General features: G+C 52.8%; 21 protein-coding genes. 4 read left to right on the forward strand and 17 right to left on the reverse strand.

All coding sequences use genetic code 11. The features are described from left to right. Positions 1-60: 60 nt before the first annotated feature. The 11 genes from METH5_RS0102810 to METH5_RS0102860 all read right to left on the reverse strand — a co-directional run bounded on the left by METH5_RS0102810 (position 61) and on the right by METH5_RS0102860 (position 11,561). The gene (locus METH5_RS0102810; protein ID WP_036307543.1) at positions 61-1,920 is read right to left on the reverse strand and encodes an ABC transporter ATP-binding protein; all 1,860 of its coding nucleotides are present in this window, start codon (positions 1,918-1,920) and stop codon (positions 61-63) included. Continuing rightward, positions 1,907-3,766, reverse strand: coding sequence for an ABC transporter ATP-binding protein (locus METH5_RS0102815; protein WP_036307544.1), 1,860 nt, complete (start codon positions 3,764-3,766; stop codon positions 1,907-1,909). The genes METH5_RS0102810 and METH5_RS0102815 overlap by 14 nt, the downstream gene beginning before the upstream one ends. A gap of 126 nt (positions 3,767-3,892) precedes the next feature. Beyond that, complete coding sequence (locus METH5_RS0102820) at positions 3,893-4,666, reverse strand: ABC transporter permease (RefSeq protein WP_036307550.1); 774 nt, start codon at positions 4,664-4,666, stop codon at positions 3,893-3,895. Positions 4,667-4,705: 39 nt separating this feature from the next. Then, the gene (locus METH5_RS0102825; RefSeq protein WP_036307552.1) at positions 4,706-5,488 is read right to left on the reverse strand and encodes an ABC transporter permease; all 783 of its coding nucleotides are present in this window, start codon (positions 5,486-5,488) and stop codon (positions 4,706-4,708) included. A gap of 25 nt (positions 5,489-5,513) precedes the next feature. Continuing rightward, positions 5,514-5,918, reverse strand: coding sequence for a biopolymer transporter ExbD (locus METH5_RS0102830; RefSeq protein ID WP_029147079.1), 405 nt, complete (start codon positions 5,916-5,918; stop codon positions 5,514-5,516). Beyond that, positions 5,918-6,664 (reverse strand): MotA/TolQ/ExbB proton channel family protein, encoded by a 747-nt coding sequence (locus tag METH5_RS0102835; RefSeq protein ID WP_029147080.1) that lies wholly within the window; start codon positions 6,662-6,664, stop codon positions 5,918-5,920. Before METH5_RS0102835 ends, METH5_RS0102830 begins: the two co-directional genes overlap by 1 nt. Before the next feature lie 26 nt (positions 6,665-6,690). Then, entirely contained in the window at positions 6,691-7,521 is an 831-nt protein-coding gene (locus tag METH5_RS0102840; RefSeq protein ID WP_029147081.1) for an energy transducer TonB, read from the reverse strand. A gap of 16 nt (positions 7,522-7,537) precedes the next feature. Then, positions 7,538-8,437, reverse strand: a complete 900-nt coding sequence (locus METH5_RS0102845) for an ABC transporter ATP-binding protein (protein WP_029147082.1) — start codon at positions 8,435-8,437, stop codon at positions 7,538-7,540. 233 nt (positions 8,438-8,670) lie between these two features. Continuing rightward, entirely contained in the window at positions 8,671-9,741 is a 1,071-nt protein-coding gene (locus METH5_RS0102850; protein ID WP_029147083.1) for an ABC transporter substrate-binding protein, read from the reverse strand. Positions 9,742-9,783: 42 nt separating this feature from the next. Continuing rightward, positions 9,784-10,824, reverse strand: a complete 1,041-nt coding sequence (locus tag METH5_RS0102855; protein ID WP_029147084.1) for an ABC transporter substrate-binding protein — start codon at positions 10,822-10,824, stop codon at positions 9,784-9,786. Positions 10,825-10,838: 14 nt separating this feature from the next. Beyond that, the gene (locus tag METH5_RS0102860) at positions 10,839-11,561 is read right to left on the reverse strand and encodes a class II aldolase/adducin family protein (protein WP_029147085.1); all 723 of its coding nucleotides are present in this window, start codon (positions 11,559-11,561) and stop codon (positions 10,839-10,841) included. A 294-nt stretch (positions 11,562-11,855) separates the two neighbouring features. On the opposite strand from METH5_RS0102860, the gene METH5_RS0102865 reads away from it, so the two are divergent. Next, positions 11,856-12,989: a sigma-54-dependent Fis family transcriptional regulator gene (locus METH5_RS0102865; RefSeq protein WP_029147086.1), complete on the forward strand. Its 1,134-nt coding sequence runs from the start codon at positions 11,856-11,858 to the stop codon at positions 12,987-12,989. A 47-nt stretch (positions 12,990-13,036) separates the two neighbouring features. Here METH5_RS0102865 and METH5_RS0102870 read toward each other — a convergent pair whose 3' ends face one another. After that, positions 13,037-13,588 (reverse strand): NAD(P)H-dependent oxidoreductase, encoded by a 552-nt coding sequence (locus METH5_RS0102870; RefSeq protein WP_029147087.1) that lies wholly within the window; start codon positions 13,586-13,588, stop codon positions 13,037-13,039. Between the two features lie 313 nt (positions 13,589-13,901). Between METH5_RS0102870 and METH5_RS15345 the strand changes: the two genes are divergently transcribed. The 3 genes from METH5_RS15345 to METH5_RS0102885 all read left to right on the forward strand — a co-directional run bounded on the left by METH5_RS15345 (position 13,902) and on the right by METH5_RS0102885 (position 16,809). Further along, positions 13,902-14,075 carry a DUF1328 domain-containing protein gene (locus tag METH5_RS15345; RefSeq protein ID WP_029147088.1) on the forward strand — a complete coding sequence of 58 codons (174 nt, stop codon included), beginning with the start codon at positions 13,902-13,904 and terminating at the stop codon, positions 14,073-14,075. Positions 14,076-14,204: 129 nt separating this feature from the next. After that, entirely contained in the window at positions 14,205-16,427 is a 2,223-nt protein-coding gene (locus tag METH5_RS0102880; protein WP_029147089.1) for a bifunctional (p)ppGpp synthetase/guanosine-3',5'-bis(diphosphate) 3'-pyrophosphohydrolase, read from the forward strand. A 10-nt stretch (positions 16,428-16,437) separates the two neighbouring features. Continuing rightward, positions 16,438-16,809 carry a YidH family protein gene (locus METH5_RS0102885; RefSeq protein ID WP_029147090.1) on the forward strand — a complete coding sequence of 124 codons (372 nt, stop codon included), beginning with the start codon at positions 16,438-16,440 and terminating at the stop codon, positions 16,807-16,809. A gap of 46 nt (positions 16,810-16,855) precedes the next feature. Here METH5_RS0102885 and METH5_RS0102890 read toward each other — a convergent pair whose 3' ends face one another. The 5 genes from METH5_RS0102890 to METH5_RS0102910 all read right to left on the reverse strand — a co-directional run bounded on the left by METH5_RS0102890 (position 16,856) and on the right by METH5_RS0102910 (position 24,230). After that, on the reverse strand, positions 16,856-18,019 hold the full coding sequence (locus METH5_RS0102890) for an efflux RND transporter periplasmic adaptor subunit (RefSeq protein WP_029147091.1): 1,164 nt from the start codon (positions 18,017-18,019) through the stop codon (positions 16,856-16,858). After that, positions 18,012-21,185, reverse strand: coding sequence for an efflux RND transporter permease subunit (locus tag METH5_RS0102895; protein ID WP_029147092.1), 3,174 nt, complete (start codon positions 21,183-21,185; stop codon positions 18,012-18,014). The genes METH5_RS0102890 and METH5_RS0102895 overlap by 8 nt, the downstream gene beginning before the upstream one ends. Then, positions 21,178-22,137, reverse strand: a complete 960-nt coding sequence (locus METH5_RS0102900) for a DedA family protein/thiosulfate sulfurtransferase GlpE (RefSeq protein WP_029147093.1) — start codon at positions 22,135-22,137, stop codon at positions 21,178-21,180. Before METH5_RS0102900 ends, METH5_RS0102895 begins: the two co-directional genes overlap by 8 nt. Positions 22,138-22,175: 38 nt before the next feature. After that, a complete protein-coding gene (locus METH5_RS0102905) occupies positions 22,176-23,270 on the reverse strand; it encodes a calcium:proton antiporter (protein ID WP_029147094.1) in 1,095 nt (364 codons plus the stop codon). 75 nt (positions 23,271-23,345) lie between these two features. Then, positions 23,346-24,230 carry an efflux RND transporter periplasmic adaptor subunit gene (locus tag METH5_RS0102910; RefSeq protein ID WP_029147095.1) on the reverse strand — a complete coding sequence of 295 codons (885 nt, stop codon included), beginning with the start codon at positions 24,228-24,230 and terminating at the stop codon, positions 23,346-23,348. Positions 24,231-24,238 lie beyond the last annotated feature (8 nt).

Here is a 24,238-nt window from a genome sequence, read left to right on the forward strand (position 1 = left end):
TCGGTGCGCGCGATTAAACAGTCGACTGATGTCATGGCAACAGTTTGATTGTGACTTTGCTTAAAGCTGCTCACCCGCCTCATACGCGTGGTACAACTCGGCATATTTGCCCTGCTGCCTGATCAGTTGCGCATGCGGGCCCAGCTCGGCCAACTCGCCATGGTGAATGACGGCAATCAGATCAGCATCGCGGATGGTAGCTAAACGGTGCGCAATAATAATGGCGGTGCGGCCTTCACATAAACGGCGCAGCGCGTGCTGAATGCGCCGCTCGGTTTGTATATCAACCGCCGACGTCGCTTCATCTAAAATAAGGATAGTAGGATTAGCCAGATAAGCGCGCAGCAGGCAAATAAGCTGACGCTGGCCATGGCTGAGGTGTGCACCCAATGCCCCAACCTCGGTATGATAACCATGCGGCAGGCGGCGGATTAAATCATCAATGCCCAGTTCGGTTGCCGCTTGTTCAAAGTCAGCCAGGCTAGCCTCTGGTTTGGCCAAATGCAGGTTATCGACAATGCTGCCGCTAAACAACACATTGTCTTGCAACACCACGCCCACGTGCTGGCGCAGGTTACGCTGGCTAAGCTGGCGAATATCGACCTGGTCTATCAGCACTTGCCCCTGTTGCACATCATAAAAGCGCGTTAGCAGCTGAATTAAAGTACTTTTACCATGGCCGGTGGGGCCGACAATCGCCAGCACATGGCCAGCGGGAACGGTTAAATCCAGGTTTCGGATAACGGGTTTTGACTGCCCTGGCAAATAGGAAAAACTGACATTTTTAAACGCCACTTCGCCTCGAATCGCCGGCAAGGCAATCGCCTTCGCGTCATCTACAATTTCTGGCTGCGTATCCAGCAATAAAAACACACGCTGGGCCGAGGCAACGCCATTGGTGTAACGCTCAACCAGGTCACCCAGCTCTTGCAGCGGGCCCAAAAACATATAAACGTAAAATAGGCTGGCGGCAAACTGTCCCAGCGTTAAATGCCCAAGCGTGACCTCCTGGCCGCCCGCCACCAGCAATAACATCAGCCCCAGTATGGTCAGCACGCCGGTAAAGTGCGTGAACCAGCCAGAGGCAATATTGCTGCGCACCAGTGAGTGAATAAAGGCATTCACCAGCGCACGGTAGCGTTGCAGATTACTGTCTTCCTGCACGGTCTGTTTGATGATGCGCACGCCAGCCACGGTTTCTACCAGGTGCGCGGTAAAGCGGGTGCGGTTTTCAGCCACGCGGGCAAAATGCTGGCTGGCCAGTTTGCGAAACAGCGTGCTAGAGAGTATAAGCAAAGGAATTACCAGCGCCAGGTGGTAAAACAAAGTGGGCGACACCCATAACAAGATACCCGCGGCCATCACAAACCGCAGCAGGGCTGAGAATATCTCAGGCGGCCCCTGAATTAATAATGGCTCGAGCGCATCAATATCGCGGTCGATTCTTGAAATAATGCGACCTGACTTGGTGCGGTCAAAATAAGCCACGCTGAGCTGTTGCACATGGCTAAACAGGTCTATGCGCAACTGGTTCAAAATACGGATGGCCGCCGTGCCAGAAAAATATTGCGACAACCCAGCCAGCACAAAACGTGCCGCCCACATGCCTGCCAGCCCTAGCATGGCCAGATTAATCACATGCCAATTCAAGCCGATCACGGCACCATGATCAGTGGCGCTCTGTGCCTCATAAATCAGGCCAACATCAATCGCCTGCTGAATAAAATAAGGACGCAAGAACACAAAGCACACCAGCGCCAACTCCAATGCCATCGCGCTAATAATATACTTACGCACCGGCTTGAGTAGCGGCAGCAGGCGGCCAAACATACTGCGGTTCAGCTGTTGTTTGGCCAGCGTTTCTTCGAGCTCAATATCAGACAACGCTCTGACATTCTGGTTACGTTCAGCGGCCATCATCCACCCCCATCAGTGCACGATAACCGGCATGATGACTCACCAGCGCCTGGTGCGTATCTGCCGCCAAAATGCGGCCATCAGACAGAAAAAGCACTTTATCTGCCAGCAAAATAGTAGATAACTTGCTGGCAATCACCAGCACAGTCGTGGCGCGTCCCTGCGTTTTAAGGGCACGAATATTATGTAATACATTGCGCTCAGTCACTGCATCCAGCGCACTGGTGGCATCATCCAGCACTAGAATGCGTGGCTGGCCGAGCAAAGCACGCGCCAGGCACACACGTTGCCGCTGGCCACCAGACAAGGTCACACCACGGTCACCAATGCGGGTTTGCAGGCCATCACTCAAACTCACCAGCAACTCAGAAGCACTGGCCATGTGCAATGCCCATACCAGGTCTTCGTCAGTCGCTTCGGGTGCAGCCAGCCGCAGATTGGCGGCCAGGGTGTCAGAAAACAAAAAGGCCTCTTGTGGCACGGTATGCACTTGTTGACGCAAATCGGCCAATCGCAGGTCTTTTACATCTAGCCAGTGGCCATCACTGCCTGCAATAGCGACCCGGCCATGCGTGACTTCTGTCAGCCTTGGCACCAGGCCAGCCAGCGTGCTTTTACCAGAGCCGGTGGTGCCGACCAGCGCCACGATTTCACCGGCACCGATCTCAAACGTGCAATCACTGAGCACGGGGTTACCGCCTGCGGGCGGCAATACCGACACCTGCTCAAAGCGCAGTGACAACGGATCTGCTGGCAGTACCTCAGTGCCAGACTGTATGTCCGGCTCGGCATCCAGCAAGTCCCAGATACGGGCCGCCGACGAACGCGCGTCTGCAAACACCTGCATCACCCGTCCGACACCTTCCACGCGAAACACCAGTGTGTTAACCATGAGTAAAGCGGCAATCAGTTGGCCGAGATTAAGCACATGCGTGTAGACCAAATGACAGCCAAACCCCAACACCCACACCTGCCCCAGCGCCACTACAAACTGCGGCAAAGGAATACGCGAGGTATAAAACGACAGCGCAGCAAACGCCTGCGCCATAAAGCGCTGCACCTGTTGCTCAAAACGTGTAATGCGGCTGGCCTCCAGCACAAAAGCTTTAATCACGCGCACACCGTTCACGCCCTCGGTCAGGTCCTGGTTAACGGCATCGTATGCTTCACCAACAGCCCTATCAAGGTTAACCAGGTGCTCGGTTTGCAACAGCAAAATGCCAAAGCCCAGCAAACATAGCAGCAGTGGCACCAGGCCCAGCCAAAAGTCATACCAGAATAAAAAACCCATGGCGGCGGTGACCACTAATGCGGTGTCTACCACCTGGCGCCAAAAGCTGATCAACGCATCGCGCAATTTGTCTGAGTCGCGCGTGGTGCGCGTGACTAGCACACCGGCGCCATGCTGCCAGTGATAACGCTGGTCTAACCGTTGCACCTGAATCAGGATACGCTCGCGCAAATGACCAATCAGGTGCTGCTGGATGACCAAGGATAGCCAGCCAACAAAATACAGGATCGCGGCACGCGCCAAGGCAATGCCAACGATGATGAATAACCAGTGCCAGGCCACCTCACTATTCAAACCACCAGTGGCCGTGCGCACAATCGCTTTGCCATGCTGCACATCATCAATCGCACGCGCAATCAGCCCTTGCTGTAACGCCAGCATGACATTGGCTGCCGCAAACAAACCGGTGCAAAGCCAAAACCTGATTGGTGTTCTGCAATAAAGCAATAAACAGCGAATCAGCGGGTAATGACGGTGGTTAAAAGCAAAAAAAGCAGGCCATGGGTCTGGACCTGACTGCGGTAATACTGGTTTTTTTTCAAGCGCGTGTTCAGTCAAAAGAGTCTGCTTCTAAGTTATTTGACCTTGCCGCAAGGCAGCACGCCCGGTAAGCAGCACGCCCAGTAGGCAGCACGCAAGCTGCGGCAAGATCTACATATGGTTTTTGTGATGGTTGGCAGCGGCTTAGCTCACCTGGCGCCATTTAAACAAGTGAGTACTGGCTAACTTGATCAGCAAAGACATCAGATAACCCAGTACGCCAATCACAAACGTCACAATAATCAGCACATCCATCCTGGACGCCTCTTGCGCGTTCATCATTAAATTGCCCAGGCCAGCACCCGCGGTAAACAGCAGCTCGCTGCCGATGGTAGATAGCCAGGCAAATGCCAGCGCCAATGAAAAGCCGGTAAACACCTGTGGCAAGGCTGCGGGCAAGGTGATATGGCGATACAATTGCCAGCGGCTCAAGCGATACACCTGCCCAACCTCATTAAACTTTCGGTCAACCTGCAGCATGCCTTCAAAGGTAGACAGCACTACCGGGTAAAACGCCGACAGACTGACCACGATCAACTTGGACACATCGCCATTGCCAAACCACAAAGCAAACAGTGGCACCAGCCCCAGCAAAGGCACTTGCCGGATCGCATGATAAATCGGCGTAATCAGGAGATTGGCTGTACGCGACACTGCGACCAATGACCCGACCAGAAAACCGGCACTGGCGCCCAACACCAGGCCGGTGATGGCGCGCTGCACACTGGCTTGCACATTCACCAGCAACTCACCACTGCGGCACAGTTCAAGCACACCGGCCCAAATTTGCCCCAGCGATGCAAACGCATAGGCGTGATTCGCATCCAGGCGCGACATCGCGTCCCAGGCCAAAATAACCAATATCGGCAATACCCAGCCACGCCAATCCGGGATCCATTTATAAAAAGAATGCTGCATGCTGATGACCTATCTACTCACTTGCTGTTGATGGACTGCTTATGCTTTCGCGGCAGATTGCCAGGGAATCAGGCGAATCTCTGCCCACTTAAACACTTTGTCTATGCTAAAACCAACCAGGCCGGTAATCACGACACCGACCATGACCACATCGAGCCGGAACATTTCACGCCCCAACTGCATCATCTGACCGATGCCACTATCGGCTGCCAGCAATTCGGCAGCCACTAATATGGTCCACGAGCGTGAAAAAGCAATCCTGAGCCCGGTAAAGACTGGTGGCGTAATCGCCGGAATAATCAATTTTCGATACAGCGTGGTTTTAGGCAGATGATAAATACGCGCCACCTCAAAATAGTTTTTTGAGACGCCTTTGGTTGCATCATAGGCGGCCAGCGCAACCGTTAAAAAAGCAGCTTTGGTAACAATAATTACCTTAAAAATTTCATCCACACCCAATAACAAAATCAGGATAGGAATCAAGGCAATGGTCGGCACCTGGCGCAACCCTTGAAACAAAGGCAGGGCAAATGCCTCCACTCTGGGTGAAATCGCCATCCAGATACCAAACAGCACACCACTGAGTGCCCCGATGCTAAACCCGGTGAGCAAGCGAAAGAAACTGGCCTTTAAGTGCAAGGCAAGCTCGCCATTGACCGTGAGTTCTTGCAACGTGGCCACAACGGCACCCGGCGAGACCAAAATGTCGTCCGAATAAAGCCCAGCGTCAGCCACCCACCACCAGAACACCAGCAGCAGAATGGGCGAGATCAGAAAAGGCGCCCATGCTTTAGCATTGAAGGTTGTCAAATATTGCGTCATCTAGTCACTCCCAGGCTTGCGCTCACTACTCGCCTTGCGTCAAAACAGCCACGCGCGTAATGCCGGCACGCTCAATCGCCGCCATCACTTTGGCGACTTTGCCGTAGTTCACCGCTTCATCAGAACTCAAGTGCAAGGTCACATCCGGGTTGCTGTCATGCAGGCGCTTCAGCTCGGGCTCTATTGTTTCTAACGGATATTCCTGGCGGTCAATAAACAGCTTACCAGTGGCATCCACAGATACCGTCACCGGCTTTTTCTGCTCCGGTGCTTTGGTGGTAGCCGTTTTAGGCAAATTGACCTGAATCGCATTGGTCATCAATGGTGCGGTGACAATAAACGCTACCAGCAAAACCAGCATGACATCGACCAAGGGCGTGACGTTAATTTCACTCAATACATCATCATCAGCATTTGTGGAAATAGCCATTATGCGGTTGCTCCTTTAAGGTTGCGCACCACCGCAGAGTTAGCTGAAGAGGATGCAACAAACTCACCGGCCTTGGCAGCATCTGACTTTTTAAATGTCACGCGGCGAGATACTTTGATTAAGTCTTCAGCAAAGTCATCCAGATTGGTGCTGCTGGTTTTTAAGCGACGCAAAAAGAAGTTGTAAGCCAACACCGCAGGCACCGCGACTGCAATACCGATCGCTGTCGCAACCAGCGCCTCACCAATCGGGCCTGCCACCACTTCGAGGCTGGCGGTGCCCAGTTTGCTGATGTCTGTCAGTGCATGCATGATGCCCCACACAGTCCCCAGCAAGCCGACAAACGGTGCGGTACTGCCAATACTGGCCAACACCACCAAGCCCGCCTCACGCAACACGCGCTCTTTTTGAATCTGCTGACGCAGTGCGCGCTCCAGCACTTCCTGGCGGTCGCCGCTATGACGCAAGTCATCGGCAGACTCTACATCGAGGTCTTTCAGAGTTTCAAAGCCAACTTGAGCCACCCGATGAGCCGGGCCGTTATGGCCTTCCAGGGTTGCGGCCTCTTGCAAGCTCTTGGCACCCCAAAAAGCGGCTCTGAACTTCACGTTTTGCTTGCGAATCAGCCACACCTGGAACGACTTGGCCAGAATAATGGTCCAGGTCACACCTGAGGCCACCAGCAAGGTAATCAATACACCAAGCACCACTGGGGATGCACTTTGATAAGTTTCTAAACTAAACATACACTTTCCTTTTCAAATTAAAAAAATTACTGCAGCCTAAACTCAACCGGAAATATCGCCCAGCCTTCAACCGGGGTATTCCCACGTTTTGCCGGGGTAAATGCCCAGCGTTTTGCTGCAGCAACCGCAGCATCATCCAGTATCCCGTGGCCACTGGACTTCTTAACCTTTACTTCAGCAGGCTTGCCGTTTGGCAATACCTTCACACGCAGCGTCACCGTCCCCTCCAAGCCCTGGTCAGCAGCAAAGTCAGGGTACTCAGGTGAAGGATTATTTAAATGACCAACGCCGCCTTTGGCCTCTACCAGCGGTTCTTCTTTCACGACTGGTGGTGGCGCCGGCTCTGGCGTCGGCTCAGCCACCACCGGGCCGCTGGTTTTCACCGCGGTGGTGTTTTCCTGTATCACAATGTCGTTCGCTGTAATGGTTTGCGCAGCAGGTGCCGTTCTCAATACCGCAGGCTTGGCCGCTTGCGGCGGTGGATCAGCACGTTGTACTTTTGGTGGCGGAGGCGGCGGTGGTTTTGGCGGTTCAATCACTGGCGGCGGAATCACCTCCGGTTTTATAAACTCAACAATCACCTCGGCTTTCTTTGGCTTGACGATGCTGGGTTGATGCAAGGCATTGATAAACCCCGTCAGCCCAATGATATGCGCTACCACCACGACAGCAATCAATGCCAGCAATTTATTGCGTGGAATGATCTGATCGACACGACTCCATTGACTGACTACACGCTCAGACAACTTATCAAAATCCTCGCTGGTCGCAACCAACCGTCTGGCCTTGCTTTTATCTGACAGGGAATCCCAGATTGTGGAATGCTGTGCTGGCGTTTTCAGTGCCGTTGTTGACATACAAACTCCTATAACTCTAACTAATCTCGATGAAGTCGCTTAACACATCATCTTTAATGCGCTGAAACGCCGCCGAGGCACGGTGCCGCGGTCTGGGTAAATCCACATCGACCACACGTTTGATGCGGCCTGGATTCGCTTCCATCACCACCACGCGGTCGCCCAAAAACACGGCTTCTTCAACGTCATGCGTGACCAGAATCGACGTCGTGCCTTCGGTCTCCCACAAACGCTGCAACTCTTGCTGCATCTTGAGTCGGGTCAGGGCATCCAGCGCGCCAAAGGGTTCGTCCAGCAACAGCAGGCGTGGTTTAAGCACCAAGGCTCTGGCGATGGCAACGCGCTGCGACATGCCGCCGGAAATCTGATGCGGAAACGCTTGCGCAAAGCCACTCAAACCAACCAGCTCAATCTGATGTTTTACCCGCGCATCAATTTCCTGCTGCGACAAGCCAGAAGACTCCAGTGCCAGCGCCACGTTTTTTTCAACCGTTAACCACGGGAACAAACGATGCTCCTGAAACACCAGCCCTCTATCGAGCGAGGTGCCTGACACCTTGTCACCCAGCCAGACAATGCTGCCGTCATAGCTGTTATCCAGGCCGGCAATCAGCCTGAGCAAGGTAGATTTGCCGCAACCACTGCTACCCACAATTGAAATAAACTCACCTTTAGTCACCGCCAGCGAAAAATCAGACAGCACGGTGAGTGCTTTGCCGTTGAGCTGAAACGTCTTGGAGACGCCCTCGACTGCCAGCACAGCGGCAGAGCTTGCCAGTGACAGGTGTTGCGCACCACGCAGCGCTGCAGCTTTCACCGCAGCAGGGTTTTCTCCAATTGAATCCGTGAGAGATTCGGCCAGAGCATCTAGGTGCGCTTCATTGATCACACTTAAAGCGGTTTTAGGGCGACTCATGTTTCATCCTGTACAAAATATCAAAGTGATATACGCAAACGCTGTGCCAAGTTAAAAAATAATATTTATCACTTAATAATCAAAAACTTATAAGTGAACAGCCGAATACCCGCTATTGCGCAATGTTGTATATCCATCATTTGGCTGGCGACAGCTGCTGTCACAGCAACAGACGAAAAAAACAGATGGCGGGAGACCATCTGTTGCAAGAGATTGCCGGGAGGCAATGAGGGTTATTGTTGTGATGCGATTCGGGCAGGTGCCCAGAACGTTTCCAGGTTAAGCTCTTTCAAGGCTTTGTCGACAAAGCTTGAGTTGAGCAACTGCTGAATATTGATGTCATTGCGAATCAGGCCAGACTCACGCGCATAAGTCGCAGCACGCTTGTAATGATCCACCAGCGCCTGATCGTACAGTGGCGACCAGCGGTCACGCCAACTTACACTGTCGTCTTCATAGTCACGTCTGACCACACTTTCTGGCTGCACCAGACTGGCATATTGCTTGAGGTAAGTCTCTTTATGCGCCTCTTGCGCCGCCCAGTAGTTGGCCTTGATAAATGACGTCACAATCACTTGCGTCAACTCCGGGTGCTCTTTAACAAAGTCATTGCGCGCCCACAAACCACCCATCAGCTTCCAGTCCGGCGGTGCATTTTTGGTTGACCAGATGATTTTGCCTACACCTTTATCGACCAGGTTATAAGCATCGCTCAATGAAAAAAACGCATCAACAGAACCACTGGCGAGCGCTGCCGCCCCCACTTGCGGATTGACATTCACGATTTTGAAGTCGGTCAGCTTGAAGCCATTTTTTTGCACCAGGTTAGCAAATGGAATCTCCCATGGACGGCCTCTATGTAAGGCAATACGCTTGCCTTTGAGATCAGCAATATTTTTTGCGCTTGAGTTGGCGGGCACCACCAAATAAGAGTTACCGCTACGGCCCCACGGCGCCACCAGTTGTACGCGTGGTTTGGAGCCATTCAAAATAATGGGCGGCAAATCACCATAAGCTGCAAAGTCTATGCTTTTATTGGCAAATGCCTCATTGACAATGGGCCCCACCATCGCAGTCGCAGCAGGCACCCACTCGAGCTTGACGCCGCGCTTGGTCAACGCCTCCTCAAGGCCGGTTTCACTGGCCAGCTCAGTGCTGCCCAAATAACGGGTTTTGCCATTGAGGTTATAAGCGACGGTGGCAATTTTCACCACAGTGGGGTCGGTTTCGGCGGCGTGAGCACCAGGCACAGCCAACACAGTCAGCGCCAAGGCTGACAATACATATTGTAAAAATCTATTCACTACTTACTCCTTTTTTATTCTCAAACCAGGCGCAACAGGGCTTTAGGCAACTGCCGCATATTGATGCAGTTGTTGTTCGGCATCACGCAGCGGCCTAATATCAATCCACGCATCGAGGTCAAAGTCTTTATCCAGCAGGCCATGCACCAGCATGAAGTTCTTTTGTTGGCGGAACAGTTCTATGCGCTCTGGCGACAAATCCGGCGCCAACTGCAAATGAAAGTGTTCACCATAAGCGGTGGCCACACCGTCTTCGCCAGAACGGGTTTCGGATGCCAGAATGTCACGCACACCGTTGAGGTTGCTCTTGGCCCACTCTGCCGCCCGTAAGGTCTGGTAGAGAAAACGCACCACCAGGTCATAATGATTGTCCAGCAATGACTGATGCACGGTAATCGGCCGCGGCGTGCCATTATTCACACGGCTAGACAACGCAGGATAACTATCGAGGTCTATGCCGACCACCGCGCCGACACGTTTCGCAGCATCTACAGCAGACGCGCCTTTTACATACACGGCATCCACCTTGCCTTCAATCAGTGCATCCAGGCCAGACCACAATTCACCCAGACCATTGCGGTTGCCACTGCCAGCAGGCACCTCCACCAGCGTGACATCATCCAATGTTAATCCGGCAATATTCAATGCACCTTTATAGCCATGCAAACTCATGCCACGAGCGATACTGCTGCCACGCACATGGCTGGCAATCGGGTGCTCAATAAAAGCAGGCAATGCCAGGCGCAAGCCTTTTAATTGCGCAGGCTCGGTAATGCCGCTATCTGGCCGTACCAAAATCGCTTGCCACTCGTCAATCCAGGTCAGGCCGATGAGTTTGGTGGGTGCGCCTTGCGCTTTGGCCGCCAGCGCCAGCAAATTGCCGCCTTCACGAATCAAGCTAGGCAACGCGTGATCATAATGATGTTTAGACAACTCTTTGGGCGCCTCTTGCAAGGTGGCAATATTAATGTTGTCGCGCGCGAACTCTTCGCTGAGCCAGCCTAACTTATAGGCCAGGCCTGTGGCGGTCGGCACCGGGCAACGCGTAAACCAGAGTTGGTCAATAGTGTGTGTTGTGGTCACGAGCTCGCTCCTGGTTACAAGTCAGATGGACGTAACAAGCCTTCTTCTTTGGCTTGGTCATACAGCTTGGACATTTTCCATTGCTGCTTTAATACGCCTGGGCCATATTCACGCGAACCACCCAAGGCCTCTGCCAATGTCTGCAATTTAGCGCCCTCTTCCAGTAACAAAATAAACTCGGCCAATTTGCGCAAGCCTTGTTTGCCCCACACCGTGGAACCACCATTGGCTTCGAGGATGGCGGTGTGATGCGGGTTAATCGCAATCTGGTCTAAAATAAAATCAACCTCTTGCTGACGGCGATCAATATAAATCGGTAATTCTTTAATCAGGTTAAAACGCTGCACGGGTACATAACGAATTGGCAAGGTGCGATGTGTTTGCGCCCAGGCACCCAAATAAGTGGAATGTATGTGCGAAATAGTGGTTACTTCTGGCCGCACCTGAAACAACTTGGTGTAACGGCCAGCGCCGGCGCCGCTGCCTTTACCGCTCACTACGGTGCCATCAAACCCAACCACGGTGGCTTCAATCGGCTTGCCTTTGTTAAACGGGCCCGGATCATTGACGATGATCAACTTGTCCTGGCCTGGCACGCGGTGTACAAAGCCTACAGTGCCATTGGCAGTGATGGTGTCCGTCTCACGAAACACGTCAAATGCCAGTTTGGCTTCTGCCACAGTCTCACTCACGTAACGTTCCAGATCCAGTTCGGTATTAATAGTCACGACAGTCATTGTCAGTCCTTTCAAAATGCATGCGAAAACAACATGAGCAATAGTGCAAAGACTGTGCCACCAACAACAGATAAAACTTACAATTAAAAATCAATCACTTATAAAAAATATACAAAAAAAACGGCTGTTGCCAACGCAACAAGTGTTGCGATTAACACAGCAAAATGTTGAATTCCCGCGAGCATCTGTGTGGCATTCAATATAACAAATATGAATATTGTTATAATTTATAGAACTTTGACTTATTAATGATCAATGTAATATAGTGACTCGCCTGTTAATAAGGAGTCAATGATGAGCGCACAACGATGGGATATCCGCGATTCGTACACCGAACGTACCGATCATGTGATCACACACCCGAATCCGTCTGCCGTCAGCTTGTCCGTGCGGGCAAGTGCACTGGTGTTCAGCGATCCCAAATCACAAAACTTGCTGTCTTTGATCGAACGGATTGCCTCCAGCAATGCGACCGCACTGATCATTGGTGAAACAGGCACCGGCAAAGAGCTGATTGCCCGTCATATTCACTCGCTCAGCAACCGCAGAAACGGGCCGTTTCAGGCAATTAATTGCGGTGCCTTCTCAGAGACCCTGGTTGAAAGCGAATTATTTGGCTACGAAAAAGGCGCGTTTACCGGCGCCAATGCGTCCAAAGTCGGCTGGTTTGAAACCGCCAACGGCGGCACCTTATTTTTGGATGAAATCGGTGACTTGCCGCAATCGACCCAGGTGAAGTTATTACGTGTCTTGCAAGAACGTGAAGTGGTACGCGTAGGCGCCAGAAAGCCGATCCCGATTGATGTGCGCCTGATTGCAGCCACCAACGTCAACCTGGAAGAAGCCGTCAAAGCCGGACGCTTCCGCGAAGACTTGTACTACCGGATTAAAGTCGTGCCAATTGAACTGCTGCCATTGCGCGAGCGTCGCGGCGACATTTTGCCGTTAGTTGAGCACTTTTTAACTGTTTATCGCAACAAGTTGAATACATCTGACCACAAACTGGCGCCTGAAACCACCTCGCTACTGATGGAGTATCCATGGCCAGGCAATATTCGTGAGCTGGAAAACGTCATCCACCGTGCGGTGTTGGTGAGCACATCGGATACGCTGTACCCCAAAGATTTGAACCTGCCTAAAATCAGCTTTAACCGGCCGGAGTTAACGGCAGATGAAGACAGCGGCTATTCAGCACCACTGCCGGGCCGCGTCAGCTACGAGCGCCAAAGTGCGCTCTACAAACTGGAAAGCATACTCGAGGAGTTATTTGAGCAAGGGCCTGAAAACTTGTATGAACTGATTAATGGCACCACCGTCAGCAAGGCGTATGCGCATAGCAAAAACAATCAGGTACACGCAGCAAAACTACTCGGCATCAGCAGGAATATCCTGCGCGCCAGGTTAAAAGAACTCAACCTGATCGCATAAAAAAAGAGGGGAGAATATCCCCTCTTTTTTTACGCTAAAACAAAGTGTTAAGCCACCAGCGCTTCTGGCACATTCTGCTTGATTAACACAGCTGCTTGCGCCAATGCCTGATCAATGCGTTGCTCAATCACGGTGCTGTCTAGTTGATAGTCAGTGAACTCAGCATCTCTGGCATAAATCGTGGTCGGAATGGTATACATGCCGAAAAAACTGGCCAGGCTTCTTAAGTGGGACTCGAGCACCAGCGCATGATGATCACTGCCGCCGGTGGCGACTAAAATAGCCACTTTACCGGTGAGTTTTTTCGGGTCTACCAGATCAAAAAAGTGTTTGAGTAAACCGGTGTAGGAGGCTTTATATACGGGCGTGCCTATGATGATGATATCTGCCTGATGCAGTTTATCGTAAGCCTGCGTCAAGGCAGGCGGAAACTGGTTAAATGACACGGTAGGCCCCAGGTCTGCGGCCAGTTTGGCAATATCAATCACCTCACCCGGACTATGAAACTTTTGGCTCGCCTTGGCAACGGCAGCCTCCACCAGCGATAGCGTTCTGGAGGGCGCCGTGATATTTCCAGAGACTCCAATGATTCTTGGCATGTGATTTCCTGATTAAACAATGTTTTTACTTAACAGCAAATAAAATGCCAGATTCAAACCTTTTTATAATCAATGGGTTAAAAAAACAGATGCTGCTAAATCAACAACCAGCACCGCGTAAATGTTGACAAATCAACAGCTGCCGCCTGCATTGGTTTCGGGCCGCGCACAGGGCGGGTTGGCGCCCAGCCAATGTTCTATTGTCACGTAGGCACATTCTGACCAGCAATTTAGCAAAGCACTGATATGGTAAGCTGCCGCCGCCTTTTATGATGCCACCATCATCAACGCTCCAAAACGAAAGGTCAGACCTATGCTTTATTATGCATTGCTATTTCTTGTGATCTCTTTTGTCGCAGGGTTGCTCGGGTTCAGGGGCATCGAGTCTGGCGCTGCCACGATCTCAAAAGTGTTTTTCTTTATTTTTCTGATTTTGGCCATTGGTATTGTGTTGGCGGCGGCGCTGGGAATTAGCCTGTTTGCCTAACGCTAGCCGCTCACTTTAAACGCTCACGCGCAACCTCAAGGTTGATGCATGGTTCAAAGTACGCATCCTGACAGTTGTTCAGGGTGCGTTTTACTTTACGCTGGCGCATTATCGCGGCGATAATACTGCATGGTTTCAGCCCGCCGCCCTGTTCACACCCCTAATGATAACGATCCTCAAGCGCTCGCTTTGTGGGTTGAGTCTTTACCACAACGCTTTACTACCAGTGAGTTGGCGCAGATTTGCCAGGCTGGCGAACTGGCCGCCACCTTGTATGCCGGGCAACACGCCCTTAACAATGCGCCGCTGCTGCAACACACCTTAGGCACGGCCGCCATGTTGGCAGACATGAACATGGACGCCGATAGTCTGATTGCCGCCATCTTGCATGCTGCACCAGACGCGATGAGTGACTGGTCTGCCAGCCTCACCACACGCTTTGGCAACACGGTGGTGAGTTTGATTGACGGCATCTCGCGCATGTCGCAAATTCAGGCGTTAAGTGAAGTTGAAGGCTTGCATCAGTCGGGCCACAAGCCTGCTGATCGCGCGCAACAGTTGGAAGTGCTGCGTAAGATGCTGCTGGCCATGGTGCAGGATATTCGCGTGGTGCTAATCAAGCTGGCAGAGCGTACACAATTACTCAGGCATTTATCTGCAGCCAGCCCGGCGCAACAAGTGCAAATCGCACGCGAAAACCAGAGCGTTTTTGCACCGCTGGCCAATCGGCTAGGCGTATGGCAATTAAAATGGGAGCTGGAAGACTTATCGTTGCGCTATCTTGAACCTCAGTTATACAAAGAGGTGGCCAAGATGCTAGACGAACGGCGTGTGGACCGCGAGCAGTATATTGCAGACGTGGTGGCCCAGTTGCAACACGAACTGACACTGGCGGGGGTTGCGGCTGACGTCAGTGGGCGGCCCAAGCATATTTCCAGCATCGTCAAAAAAATGAAGAGCAAGCATTTGCAGTTTAACCAGCTGTACGATGTACGTGCCGTGCGCATCATGGTAGACGACATTAAAGACTGCTACACCGCGCTGGGCTTGGTGCACCATTTGTGGCAGCCGATTCCCGGCGAATTTGACGACTATATTGCCCGCCCCAAAAGCAATGATTACCGCTCGCTACATACCGCCGTGAGCGGCCCGCGCGGCCTCGCGCTTGAGGTGCAAATTCGCACCTTTGAAATGCACCAGCACTCTGAGCTGGGGGTCGCGGCTCATTGGCGTTACAAAGAAGGCGGCAAGTCAGATGCAAAATTTGACGAAAAAATCGCCTGGTTACGCCAGATATTGTCCTGGAAAGACGAAGTGGCCGACCATGGCGACTTGCTGGAACAATTTAATAGCGAACTGTTTCAAGACAAGGTGTATGTGTTAACGCCACAAGGTAAGGTGATTGATTTGCCACAAGGGGCCACGCCGATTGATTTTGCCTATGCCCTGCACACCGACCTTGGCCATAGAACCAAAGGTGCAAAAATTAATGGTCAAATCGTGCCATTACACACCAGGCTTGAGAATGGGCAGCGGGTGGAGATTCTCACTGCCAAACAAGGCGCGCCCAGCCGCGACTGGCTGAATGCGTCACTGGGATTTTTGCAAAGCCCGAGTGCACGCGCCAAGGTCAGGCACTGGTTTAAATATCAGCATTTTGAGGAGAATGTCACCCAGGGCCGCGCCAAGCTGGATAAAGAACTGCATAGAGCCGGTGCCGGCAGCCTGCCGCTAGAGCGTATTGCACACAAACTGCAATTTAATAAACTGGAAGACTGCCTGGCCGCCATTGGTCGCGGCGACATTAGCGAGCATCAGATTGCCATTACTATCCAAGCTGAAATAGCACCTGCAGAAGCAGCGCCAGTGCCGCCGCTGGTGAAGCGCCCCACCGCCTCGCAGGTCAACCATGCCGGGGTCACCATTGAAGGCATAGGCAATGTGCAAACCACCATGGCCAGATGCTGCAAACCCGTCTCGCCAGAGCCTATTGTCGGCTACCTGACACGTAACCATAGTGTCACCATTCACCGCCAGGCCTGCACGTTTATTAGCCGCCTGGCAGAGAGTCGCCAGAACCGGCTGCTGGCTGCGCAATGGGGCAACCGTCAACCAGGCTTATCAGAGGTGGATATTGTGCTGGAAGCCAGCGACAGGCAGGGCTTGCTGCGTGATATCAGTGAGTTGTTTGCGCGTGAAAAGATCAATACCACCAAGGCCAACACACTGAGTCGCAACCATGTGGCATTGATGCAATTTACGGTAGAACTGATCGACATTGATCAACTGCAGCACTTGCTGCAGCGATTGCAACAGGTGCCTGGCGTGATCTCGGCACAACGAAAAACCTGAAAGAGGCGATATGTCTTACCTGGATGATCCACGCGTTTATTTTGCGGCCGAACGCACTCTGCTGGCCTGGCAACGCTCAGCGATTGCGCTGATGGGGCTGGGATTTGTGATTGAGCGCTTTGGCCTGTTTATGCAACTCGTTGCACACGATCACCCATTACCACATGCGCAAAGTGCGTTGTCGTTGTATATCGGGGTCGGTTTTATTCTCATCGGCGCCTGTACGGCCTTGTTGTCTGCGGTGCAGTTTCTGGTATTTTGCCAATCGCTGAACCCACAGGAAAAACCGCGCGGTCATGTGGCCTGGTTACCGCCAGCAGTGAACCTGTTTTTGGCAGCAACGGCGATTGCCTTAAGTGGTTGGCTGGTGCTGACGCGCTAACCAAACTTGGCACACACATCAACCTCGGCTAACAGCCAGGTTTGATTTACTTAGCCGAGCCTGCGGTGGTGGCAATATTCACCTGGTCACCCGCGTTCAGGCCATCCGGCGGGTTCTCAATCACCTGATCATTGCTGGTCAGGCCAGACTGTACCTCCAGTGTTTTACCGAGATCACGCGCAATTGTAATGGTCTTTAAAGTCACTTTATGATCGCTGCCCACGGTGGCGACTTTAAGCCCGTTTTGATCAAAAATGAGCGCACTGGCCGGAATGCTCAAGCGGCCTGCGGCATTATTTAAGGCCAGATTCACATTGGCAAATCCACCCGGCAAAAAACGGCCAGAAGCATTATCGACCAGCAGCTGTACCAGCGTCGTACCGGACGCCGCATTAATGGCGCCGGAAGTCGTTTGTATGGTGGCCTCAAACGCCGCGTCGGGGGATTCCGGCACCGTAAAACTGGCCTTGCCGCCGGGCTTGATCTGGCTGACATAGGTTTGCGGCACATTGATATATAAACGCAACTTGCGCGTGTTGGACACTTCAAACAAGGGCAGTGCCGTGCTGCCGCTGCTACCGGCATTAATCAGTGCGCCGGTATCGGTATTACGCGCCGTCACCGAACCATCAAACGGTGCCATAATATTGGCAAAACTCTTGAGCGCCAGCAAACGGTTCACGTTGGCTTCAGCCGCTTTAACGATGGCTTGTTTACTTTGGTAATCACCCAGTTTTTCATCTACCTCCTGCCGCGCGATCGACTGCGTTTTTAGCATCTCTTGCCAGCGTTTGGCGGTGGTTTCGGCCAGGGCCACGTTGGCCTGCGCACTGGCGAGGTCGGCCCTGGCCTGCAGTAACTCCTGATCCAGGTCCGGCGTTTCGATTTCTGCCAGTAGTTGCCCGCTTTTGACATTGCCGCCAATATCGACCTTCCACTGTTTTAAATAACCACTGACGCGTGCATAAATCGGCGCCCGTGCATAGGCTTCAAACCGGCCGGGCAAATTAAGGCTACCTGCCTCTGCGCCGTGATCGGGCTGGCTCACGCTCACAGTGGCAACTGCCTGCTGTTGCGTCCATGCGTTGAGTTTGTCGTGATTGCTGGCGCGGCTGGTGATGCCAACGATCACAATCCCAATCGCGGCCAGCGCCAATAACAGCCCGCCTAGCTTGATGCCACGGGAGGTAGTCGTTGCAGAATTATTCATGTAAATCTCCGGTAGAAGCACTGACAGGTCGCGGGTAGTTTTTTTTGTGGATGGCGCTAAACACCACCGGCACAAACAGCAAGGTGGCCACTGTCGCGAATAGCAACCCCCCAATCACGGCGCGACCCAAAGGCGCATTTTGCTCGCCGCCCTCACCCAGCCCCAGCGCCATGGGGGTCATGCCTATCACCATCGCCAGTGCAGTCATCAACACTGGGCGAAAGCGTACAAAGCCCGCATCAATCGCCGCGGCGGTGGCATCTTGCAACTCAGCCAATCGTTCACGGGCAAAGCTGATCACCAGCACACTGTTGGCGGTTGCCACCCCCATACACATAATCGCGCCAGTTAACGCAGGCACAGACAAAGGCGTATAAGTCGCAAACAACATCCAGACAATGCCCGCTAGCGCCGCAGGCAAGGCAGAAATAATCACAAACGGGTCACTCCAGGATTGCAGATTAACCACAATCAGCAGGTAAATCAGCACAATCGCGCCCAGCAAGCCAAAAAACAGGCCAGTGAAAGCATGGTCCATGGTGTAAGCCTGCCCCAGCATCACCACACTCGCTGCCTTGGGCACCTGGTTTTTGGTCTCTTCCAGAATGGTGCGAATATCGGCCGCCACCGCACCAAGGTCTCTGTCTTGTGTGCTGGCGTGCACTTGCACCATGGGCTGAATATCATATTGGCTGACCACCGCATTGCCGATACTGCGCTTAAACGTGGCAATCCCGCCCAAGGTCTGCAACGGGCCGTCGCTACCGCTAATCGGTAAATTGGCCAGCGCATTCAGGCTATCCAGTTGATATTGCGGTGTTTGCAACACAATAGGGTAAGTGACGCCATTGGCCGGATTCAGCCAGTAAGTGGGCGACACCTGCGAGCTACCCGCCAGGTTAATCACCATGCTGTTAGTGACATCTCGCGTACTGATACCGATCTCCTGCGCGCGGGTTTTATCAATCGCAATATCAAACGACGGGCGGCTGCGTGATTGCTGAATACGCGCGTCGACCACGCCGGGCACATTGCGCACCTTGGCCAGCAACTGGTTGGCATAAGCAAAGTCGTCGGCCAGCTTGCCGCCACGAATCTGGATATCAATCGGTGCCGGTGAGCCAAAGTTAAGAATCTGGCTGACAATATCGGCAGGCGGAAAAGAGAATGTCGTATCCGGGAACTGCTTGGGCAAGCGCTCGCGCAAGGTGCGGATATACTCGGCGGTGGGCGCATGATGCGGTTTGAGCGCGATCTGGATATCGCCATCCTGTGCCCCGATTAAGCCCGTGTTGTTATAGGTCATGTTAATACTACTGATCGGCATGCCGATGTTATCGACAATGGTCACAATTTCATCGGCAGGAATCACTTTTTTAATCGCCGCCTGAATATTCGCAAAGCGATTGGCCGTATCTTCAATACGCGTTCCCACCGGCACGCGCGCATGCATCAATATTTGTCCGCTATCGACACTAGGGAAAAAGTTGCTGCCCAGCATGGGTAGCAATAAAAATGAGAGCAATACCACGGCCATAAAGCCGGCCATAAATAAACGGCCATGGTCGACAGCCAGGATCAGGATTGCTTTGTAACCATGGCGGATGCGCTCAAACCTGGCTTCAAACCCTTGCTGGAAACGCACCAGCGGGTTACGGCTAGCTAGCCTGTGCTCGTGATGTAGATGCGGTTTGAGCAGGTAATTGGCCATGGTCGGCACCAGCGTACGCGACAAAATAAACGAGCTGACCATGGCAAACATCACGGCTTCGGCCATGGGCACAAACAGGTAGCGCGACACGCCCTCAAGAAAAAACATAGGCACAAACACGATACAAATACACAGCAGTGAAACAAACGCGGGCGTGACGATTTGCGCCGCGCCATCGAGGATAGACTGCTCAACCGGCTTACCCTGCTCCAGATGCCAGTTGATGTTTTCAATGGTCACCGTTGCTTCATCCACCAGCAAGCCCACCGCCAGTGCCAGGCCACCCAAGGTCATAATATTGAGCGTTTCGCCGATGGCGGATAACCCAATAATCGCGCCCAGTATAGATAGCGGAATCGAGGTTGCAATAATCAGCGACGAACGCCAGCTGCCCAAAAACAGCAAAATCATCAGGCTGGTTAACACTGCCGCCAGCACCCCCTCAAACACCACACCATGAATCGCCGCGCGTACAAAAATAGACTGATCATTGATCGGCGTTGCAATCAGCGTGTCTGGCAAGCCAGGTTTAATTTCTTCCAGCTTGGCTTTAATGCCGTCGACAATCGCCAATGTCGAAATAGCGCCATTTTTCAAAATGGTCATCAACACTGAGCGATTACCATCTACATGCACAATGTTGGTTTGTGGCGGGTTACCGTCACGCACCTGTGCAATATCACGCATATACACGGTGGCACCATTCACCACTTTCACTGGGATATTGGCCAAGTCTTCAATCGCCGCTGCGGCATTATTGAGGTTTAAGCTGTATTCAATACTGCCTATCTTTTGCGTGCCCACTGGCACCACCATATTGTGGGCGGCCAAGGCATTTGAAACATCCTGCGCCGACAAGCCGCGTGCCTGTAAGGCAGGTGGATTCAGGTCTATTTGAATTTGACGGCTTTTGCCGCCATACGGAAAAGGCACACCAGCCCCCGGCACCGTGACCAGGCGAATACGCACCGCATTCAGGCCCAGATCAGCCAGGTTTTGCTCGGTAAGCCCTTTGCCTGACAAGGCAATTTGCAAAATGGGCACCGTGGAGGCGTTGTAATTCAGAATAAGCGGCGGCGTGGTGCCTGGCGGCATTTGCCGTGTCACCGTTTGCGAGATGGCCGATACCTGCGCATTGGCAGTGGCGATATTCACACCCGAATGGAAAAATATTTTAACGATGGCAAAGCCAATGTACGAGCTGGCCTCGATGTGCTCAATATCGTTGACGGTGGTGGTCAGGGTGCGCTGATACAGCGTGGTGATGCGGCCCGCCATTTCATCGGGCGGCAAGCCGGTATATTGCCAGGCCACCGCCACCACCGGAATACGGATTTCAGGAAAAATATCGACCGGGCTGCGCATGGCAGACAGCGTGCCGAAAATTAAAATCAGCAAGGCCATGACAACAAACGTATAAGGGCGCTTGAGCGCAATGCCGACCACGTTAAACATGCGCTGCTTTCATCATGGCCTCTTGTTCTGGCGTGGTGATCTCAAAGCCAGCATCACGCCAGGCATCTATGCCACCAGTCAGCGGGCGGATATTGCGATAGCCCCGGCTGATGAGTTTTTTGGCCACTTTGGCCGCTGTCACTTCATTCGGGCACGAGCAATACAACACCACCGGCGCATCTTCATCAATCTCCAGCACCAGTTGGTCTACACCTTCCAGCGTGACAAACTGTGCGCCCGGAATCCAGCCATCCTCCACCAGGTGCTTGGCTCTTGTATCAAGAATCACAGGCGCCGCGCCGCTATTGAGCAGCGTGCTTAATTCGTCGACGCTGATGCGCGCCATACGCAGGCTCTTGATAAAACGCTGCCTATCCCACCACTTGGCAGCGACAAACGCGGTGATCAACACCAGCACCAGTAGCGTGCCCCACTTACCCATTTCTACCAGGGTGAGCATGAGCTCATCAATCGCTGAGCTGAATAAATGCCCCAACCATAATGCAGAGCCTGCCCACAGCACGGCGCCCAGGCCATCCATGAGCACAAACAGCCAATAGCGTGTGCCAGACGAGCCTGCCAGGGCGCTGGAGATAGACGCAAACCCAGGCACAAACTTGCATATCAATAACGCGGGCGGGCCAAATTTTAAATAGAGCGCTTCGGTTTGCCTGACGCAAGTGTCTGGTGATAAAGATATTTTGCACAGTTTGCCCATGACGCGTTTGCCATATTTGCGCCCGGCACGATACCAGATCGAGTCAGCAATCAGGGCGGCGACTACCGCCACCAGCAACATGGCGGCCCAGGAGTATTGACCATTGCCAATCAGCACGCCCGTCAGCAGCAAGGTCGGGTAGGCCGGTAATGGCAGCCCCATTTGCTCCAGAAACACACTGGCAAACACAATCAGCAAGCCATATTGCTGTATCAACTCAAGAACGGTATTCATATGCTATGCCGATTTCACTTCGAATAATGTTTACAGTACTACATGCCCAATGCGGCGAGCATGGCAAACGCCATAAACAGCACAAAGTGCGTCATGCCTTCAATCGCATTGGTTTCACCGTCATGCAAGTTAATGGTCGCCACGGTCAAGGTCAGAAAAGTCATCACCATCTGCGTCGGTGACAGGCCGACAATCAACGGCCTGTCTTCAATCAGGGCAATGGCTTCAATCACTGGCACGGTCAGAATCACAGTCGATAAGGTCGCGCCCAGTGCAATATTCACCACGGTTTGCATGCGATCATTGACTGCGGCCTTCAATGCAGTCAACACTTCGGGGCTGGCGGCAATCAGGGCGACCACAATGGCAGCCACAATTGGCGGCACGCCACTGCCGGTTAAACCGGCGTCCATATGCATGCTCATCTCCTCAGACAGGAAACCGATGGTAATGATGCCAGCCAGCATGTAAAGAATCGAAAATTTGACGTTGGCGTTCATGCCACCTGCGGCTTGTCCGTCCGGTGCATTGGTATGGTGCTGGTCACGGTAGCTAAAATAGTTACGGTGTCTGCCGGTTTGCATTTTTAAAAACAAGGCATAAAACACACTCATGGTGACGATGGTAAACATCGAATACAAACGCCAGTGCTCGGGCGGCAAAAAGGCGGGCAAAGCCATAGAGATACCCAGCGCCGTCATGATCATGACGATGTAAGTATTGCCGGAGTTAACGTTGTACTCGACCTCACCATATTTAATGCCGCCAACAATGGCACACAGCCCCAGAATGCCGTTGATATCCAGCATCACCGCCGAATAAATCGCGTCTCTGGCCAGGGTGGTCGAAGAAGTATGGCTTAACATCATGACAATAATCACCACCTCGATGACGACCGCGCTGATGGTTAATATCATAGTGCCATAAGGCTCTTTGAGCTGCTCGGCCACATACTCGACCTGAAACGACAACTGAAAAGCCAGGTTGATAATCAGCAGCACAAACAGAATAGAAATGACCAGCGATTCAGGCTGGCCAAGGTGCATAACTTTGTCGGCGTGCGCCAACGCGAGGTAGGCAATAATCGAAACAATCAGGGAAAGTAATCCCTGCGGTGGTTTTTCTGTAAGCATGCGCTTAGTTTGTCATCAATGAATAAGCATCTTAACAGAGACTGTCTGATTCTGTTGCATGCGCCCAAGCCTGATCTAAGGCCGAATCACCACCGAACAGGTCATCCCGGCGACCAGTGGCATGGACGCTGGCATCTGGTCCAGGTGTATGCGCACCGGGATGCGCTGCGCCAGCCGCACCCAGTTAAAGGTCGGGTTCACGTTAGCCAGCAGGCGGATATCGGTTGGGTTGTCGCGGTCGGTAATGCCATGGGCAATGCTTTCCACATGGCCTTTGAGGGTCGTATGGCTGCCCAGCAGTTGTACCTCGGCAGCATCACCGACCTTGATCATGCTTAACTTGTGCTCTTCAAAATAACCATAGACCCAAAAAGAATGCTGGTCTATCACCGCCAGCTTGGCCGCCCCGACCTGCGCAAAATCACCCGGGCGCACCAGCAGGTTAGACACCCAGCCATCGACCGGCGAACGCACTACCGCGCGCTCCAGGTCGAGTTTGATTTTTTCGACCTGCGCCTGTGCGGCGTCATATTCGGCTTTGGCCGCGAGTGCACCCAGGTCGGTATCCTCACGATTTTCGCGCGAAATGACTTCGTCATCCAAATGGGCGCGGCGCGCAGACTGCTGCTTTTTCATCGCCCAGATTGCTTTTTTTTGCTGGGTCATGGCGGTGGCTTCGGCCAACGCATGTTGATAATGCATGGTATCTATGCGGAACAGCACGTCGCCCTTGTGTACGTACTGGTTATCGCGCACTGGCACCGCGGTCACCAGGCCAGCCACATCCGGCGCAATATTCACCACATCAGCGCGCACGCGGCCATCACGCGTCCACGGATAATCGGTATAACGTACCCACAATTTGTACGCCAATAGCCCAGCGGCGGCGGCAATGGCCAGCGTGATGCCTACCCTGAGGATGCCTTTTGTTGCCCTAAACCAGATGCGTTGCGTTTGCATAAGCAGCC

This window comes from Methylophilus sp. 5 (assembly GCF_000515275.1).
Classification (GTDB): Bacteria; Pseudomonadota; Gammaproteobacteria; order Burkholderiales; family Methylophilaceae; genus Methylophilus.

Coding starts and splice junctions, on each gene's coding strand:
- METH5_RS0102895 (WP_029147092.1), bottom strand. CDS start 21,185: ATGTTTAACGTGGTCGGCATTGCGCTCAAGCGCCCTTATACGTTTGTT.
- METH5_RS0102860 (WP_029147085.1), bottom strand. CDS start 11,561: ATGACTGTCGTGACTATTAATACCGAACTGGATCTGGAACGTTACGTG.
- METH5_RS0102880 (WP_029147089.1), top strand. CDS start 14,205: ATGGTTTCAGCCCGCCGCCCTGTTCACACCCCTAATGATAACGATCCT.
- METH5_RS0102865 (WP_029147086.1), top strand. CDS start 11,856: ATGAGCGCACAACGATGGGATATCCGCGATTCGTACACCGAACGTACC.
- METH5_RS0102830 (WP_029147079.1), bottom strand. CDS start 5,918: ATGGCTATTTCCACAAATGCTGATGATGATGTATTGAGTGAAATTAAC.
- METH5_RS0102870 (WP_029147087.1), bottom strand. CDS start 13,588: ATGCCAAGAATCATTGGAGTCTCTGGAAATATCACGGCGCCCTCCAGA.
- METH5_RS0102890 (WP_029147091.1), bottom strand. CDS start 18,019: ATGAATAATTCTGCAACGACTACCTCCCGTGGCATCAAGCTAGGCGGG.
- METH5_RS0102910 (WP_029147095.1), bottom strand. CDS start 24,230: ATGCAAACGCAACGCATCTGGTTTAGGGCAACAAAAGGCATCCTCAGG.
- METH5_RS0102905 (WP_029147094.1), bottom strand. CDS start 23,270: ATGCTTACAGAAAAACCACCGCAGGGATTACTTTCCCTGATTGTTTCG.
- METH5_RS15345 (WP_029147088.1), top strand. CDS start 13,902: ATGCTTTATTATGCATTGCTATTTCTTGTGATCTCTTTTGTCGCAGGG.
- METH5_RS0102835 (WP_029147080.1), bottom strand. CDS start 6,664: ATGTTTAGTTTAGAAACTTATCAAAGTGCATCCCCAGTGGTGCTTGGT.
- METH5_RS0102885 (WP_029147090.1), top strand. CDS start 16,438: ATGTCTTACCTGGATGATCCACGCGTTTATTTTGCGGCCGAACGCACT.
- METH5_RS0102820 (WP_036307550.1), bottom strand. CDS start 4,666: ATGCAGCATTCTTTTTATAAATGGATCCCGGATTGGCGTGGCTGGGTA.
- METH5_RS0102840 (WP_029147081.1), bottom strand. CDS start 7,521: ATGTCAACAACGGCACTGAAAACGCCAGCACAGCATTCCACAATCTGG.
- METH5_RS0102900 (WP_029147093.1), bottom strand. CDS start 22,137: ATGAATACCGTTCTTGAGTTGATACAGCAATATGGCTTGCTGATTGTG.
- METH5_RS0102845 (WP_029147082.1), bottom strand. CDS start 8,437: ATGAGTCGCCCTAAAACCGCTTTAAGTGTGATCAATGAAGCGCACCTA.
- METH5_RS0102825 (WP_036307552.1), bottom strand. CDS start 5,488: ATGACGCAATATTTGACAACCTTCAATGCTAAAGCATGGGCGCCTTTT.
- METH5_RS0102810 (WP_036307543.1), bottom strand. CDS start 1,920: ATGATGGCCGCTGAACGTAACCAGAATGTCAGAGCGTTGTCTGATATT.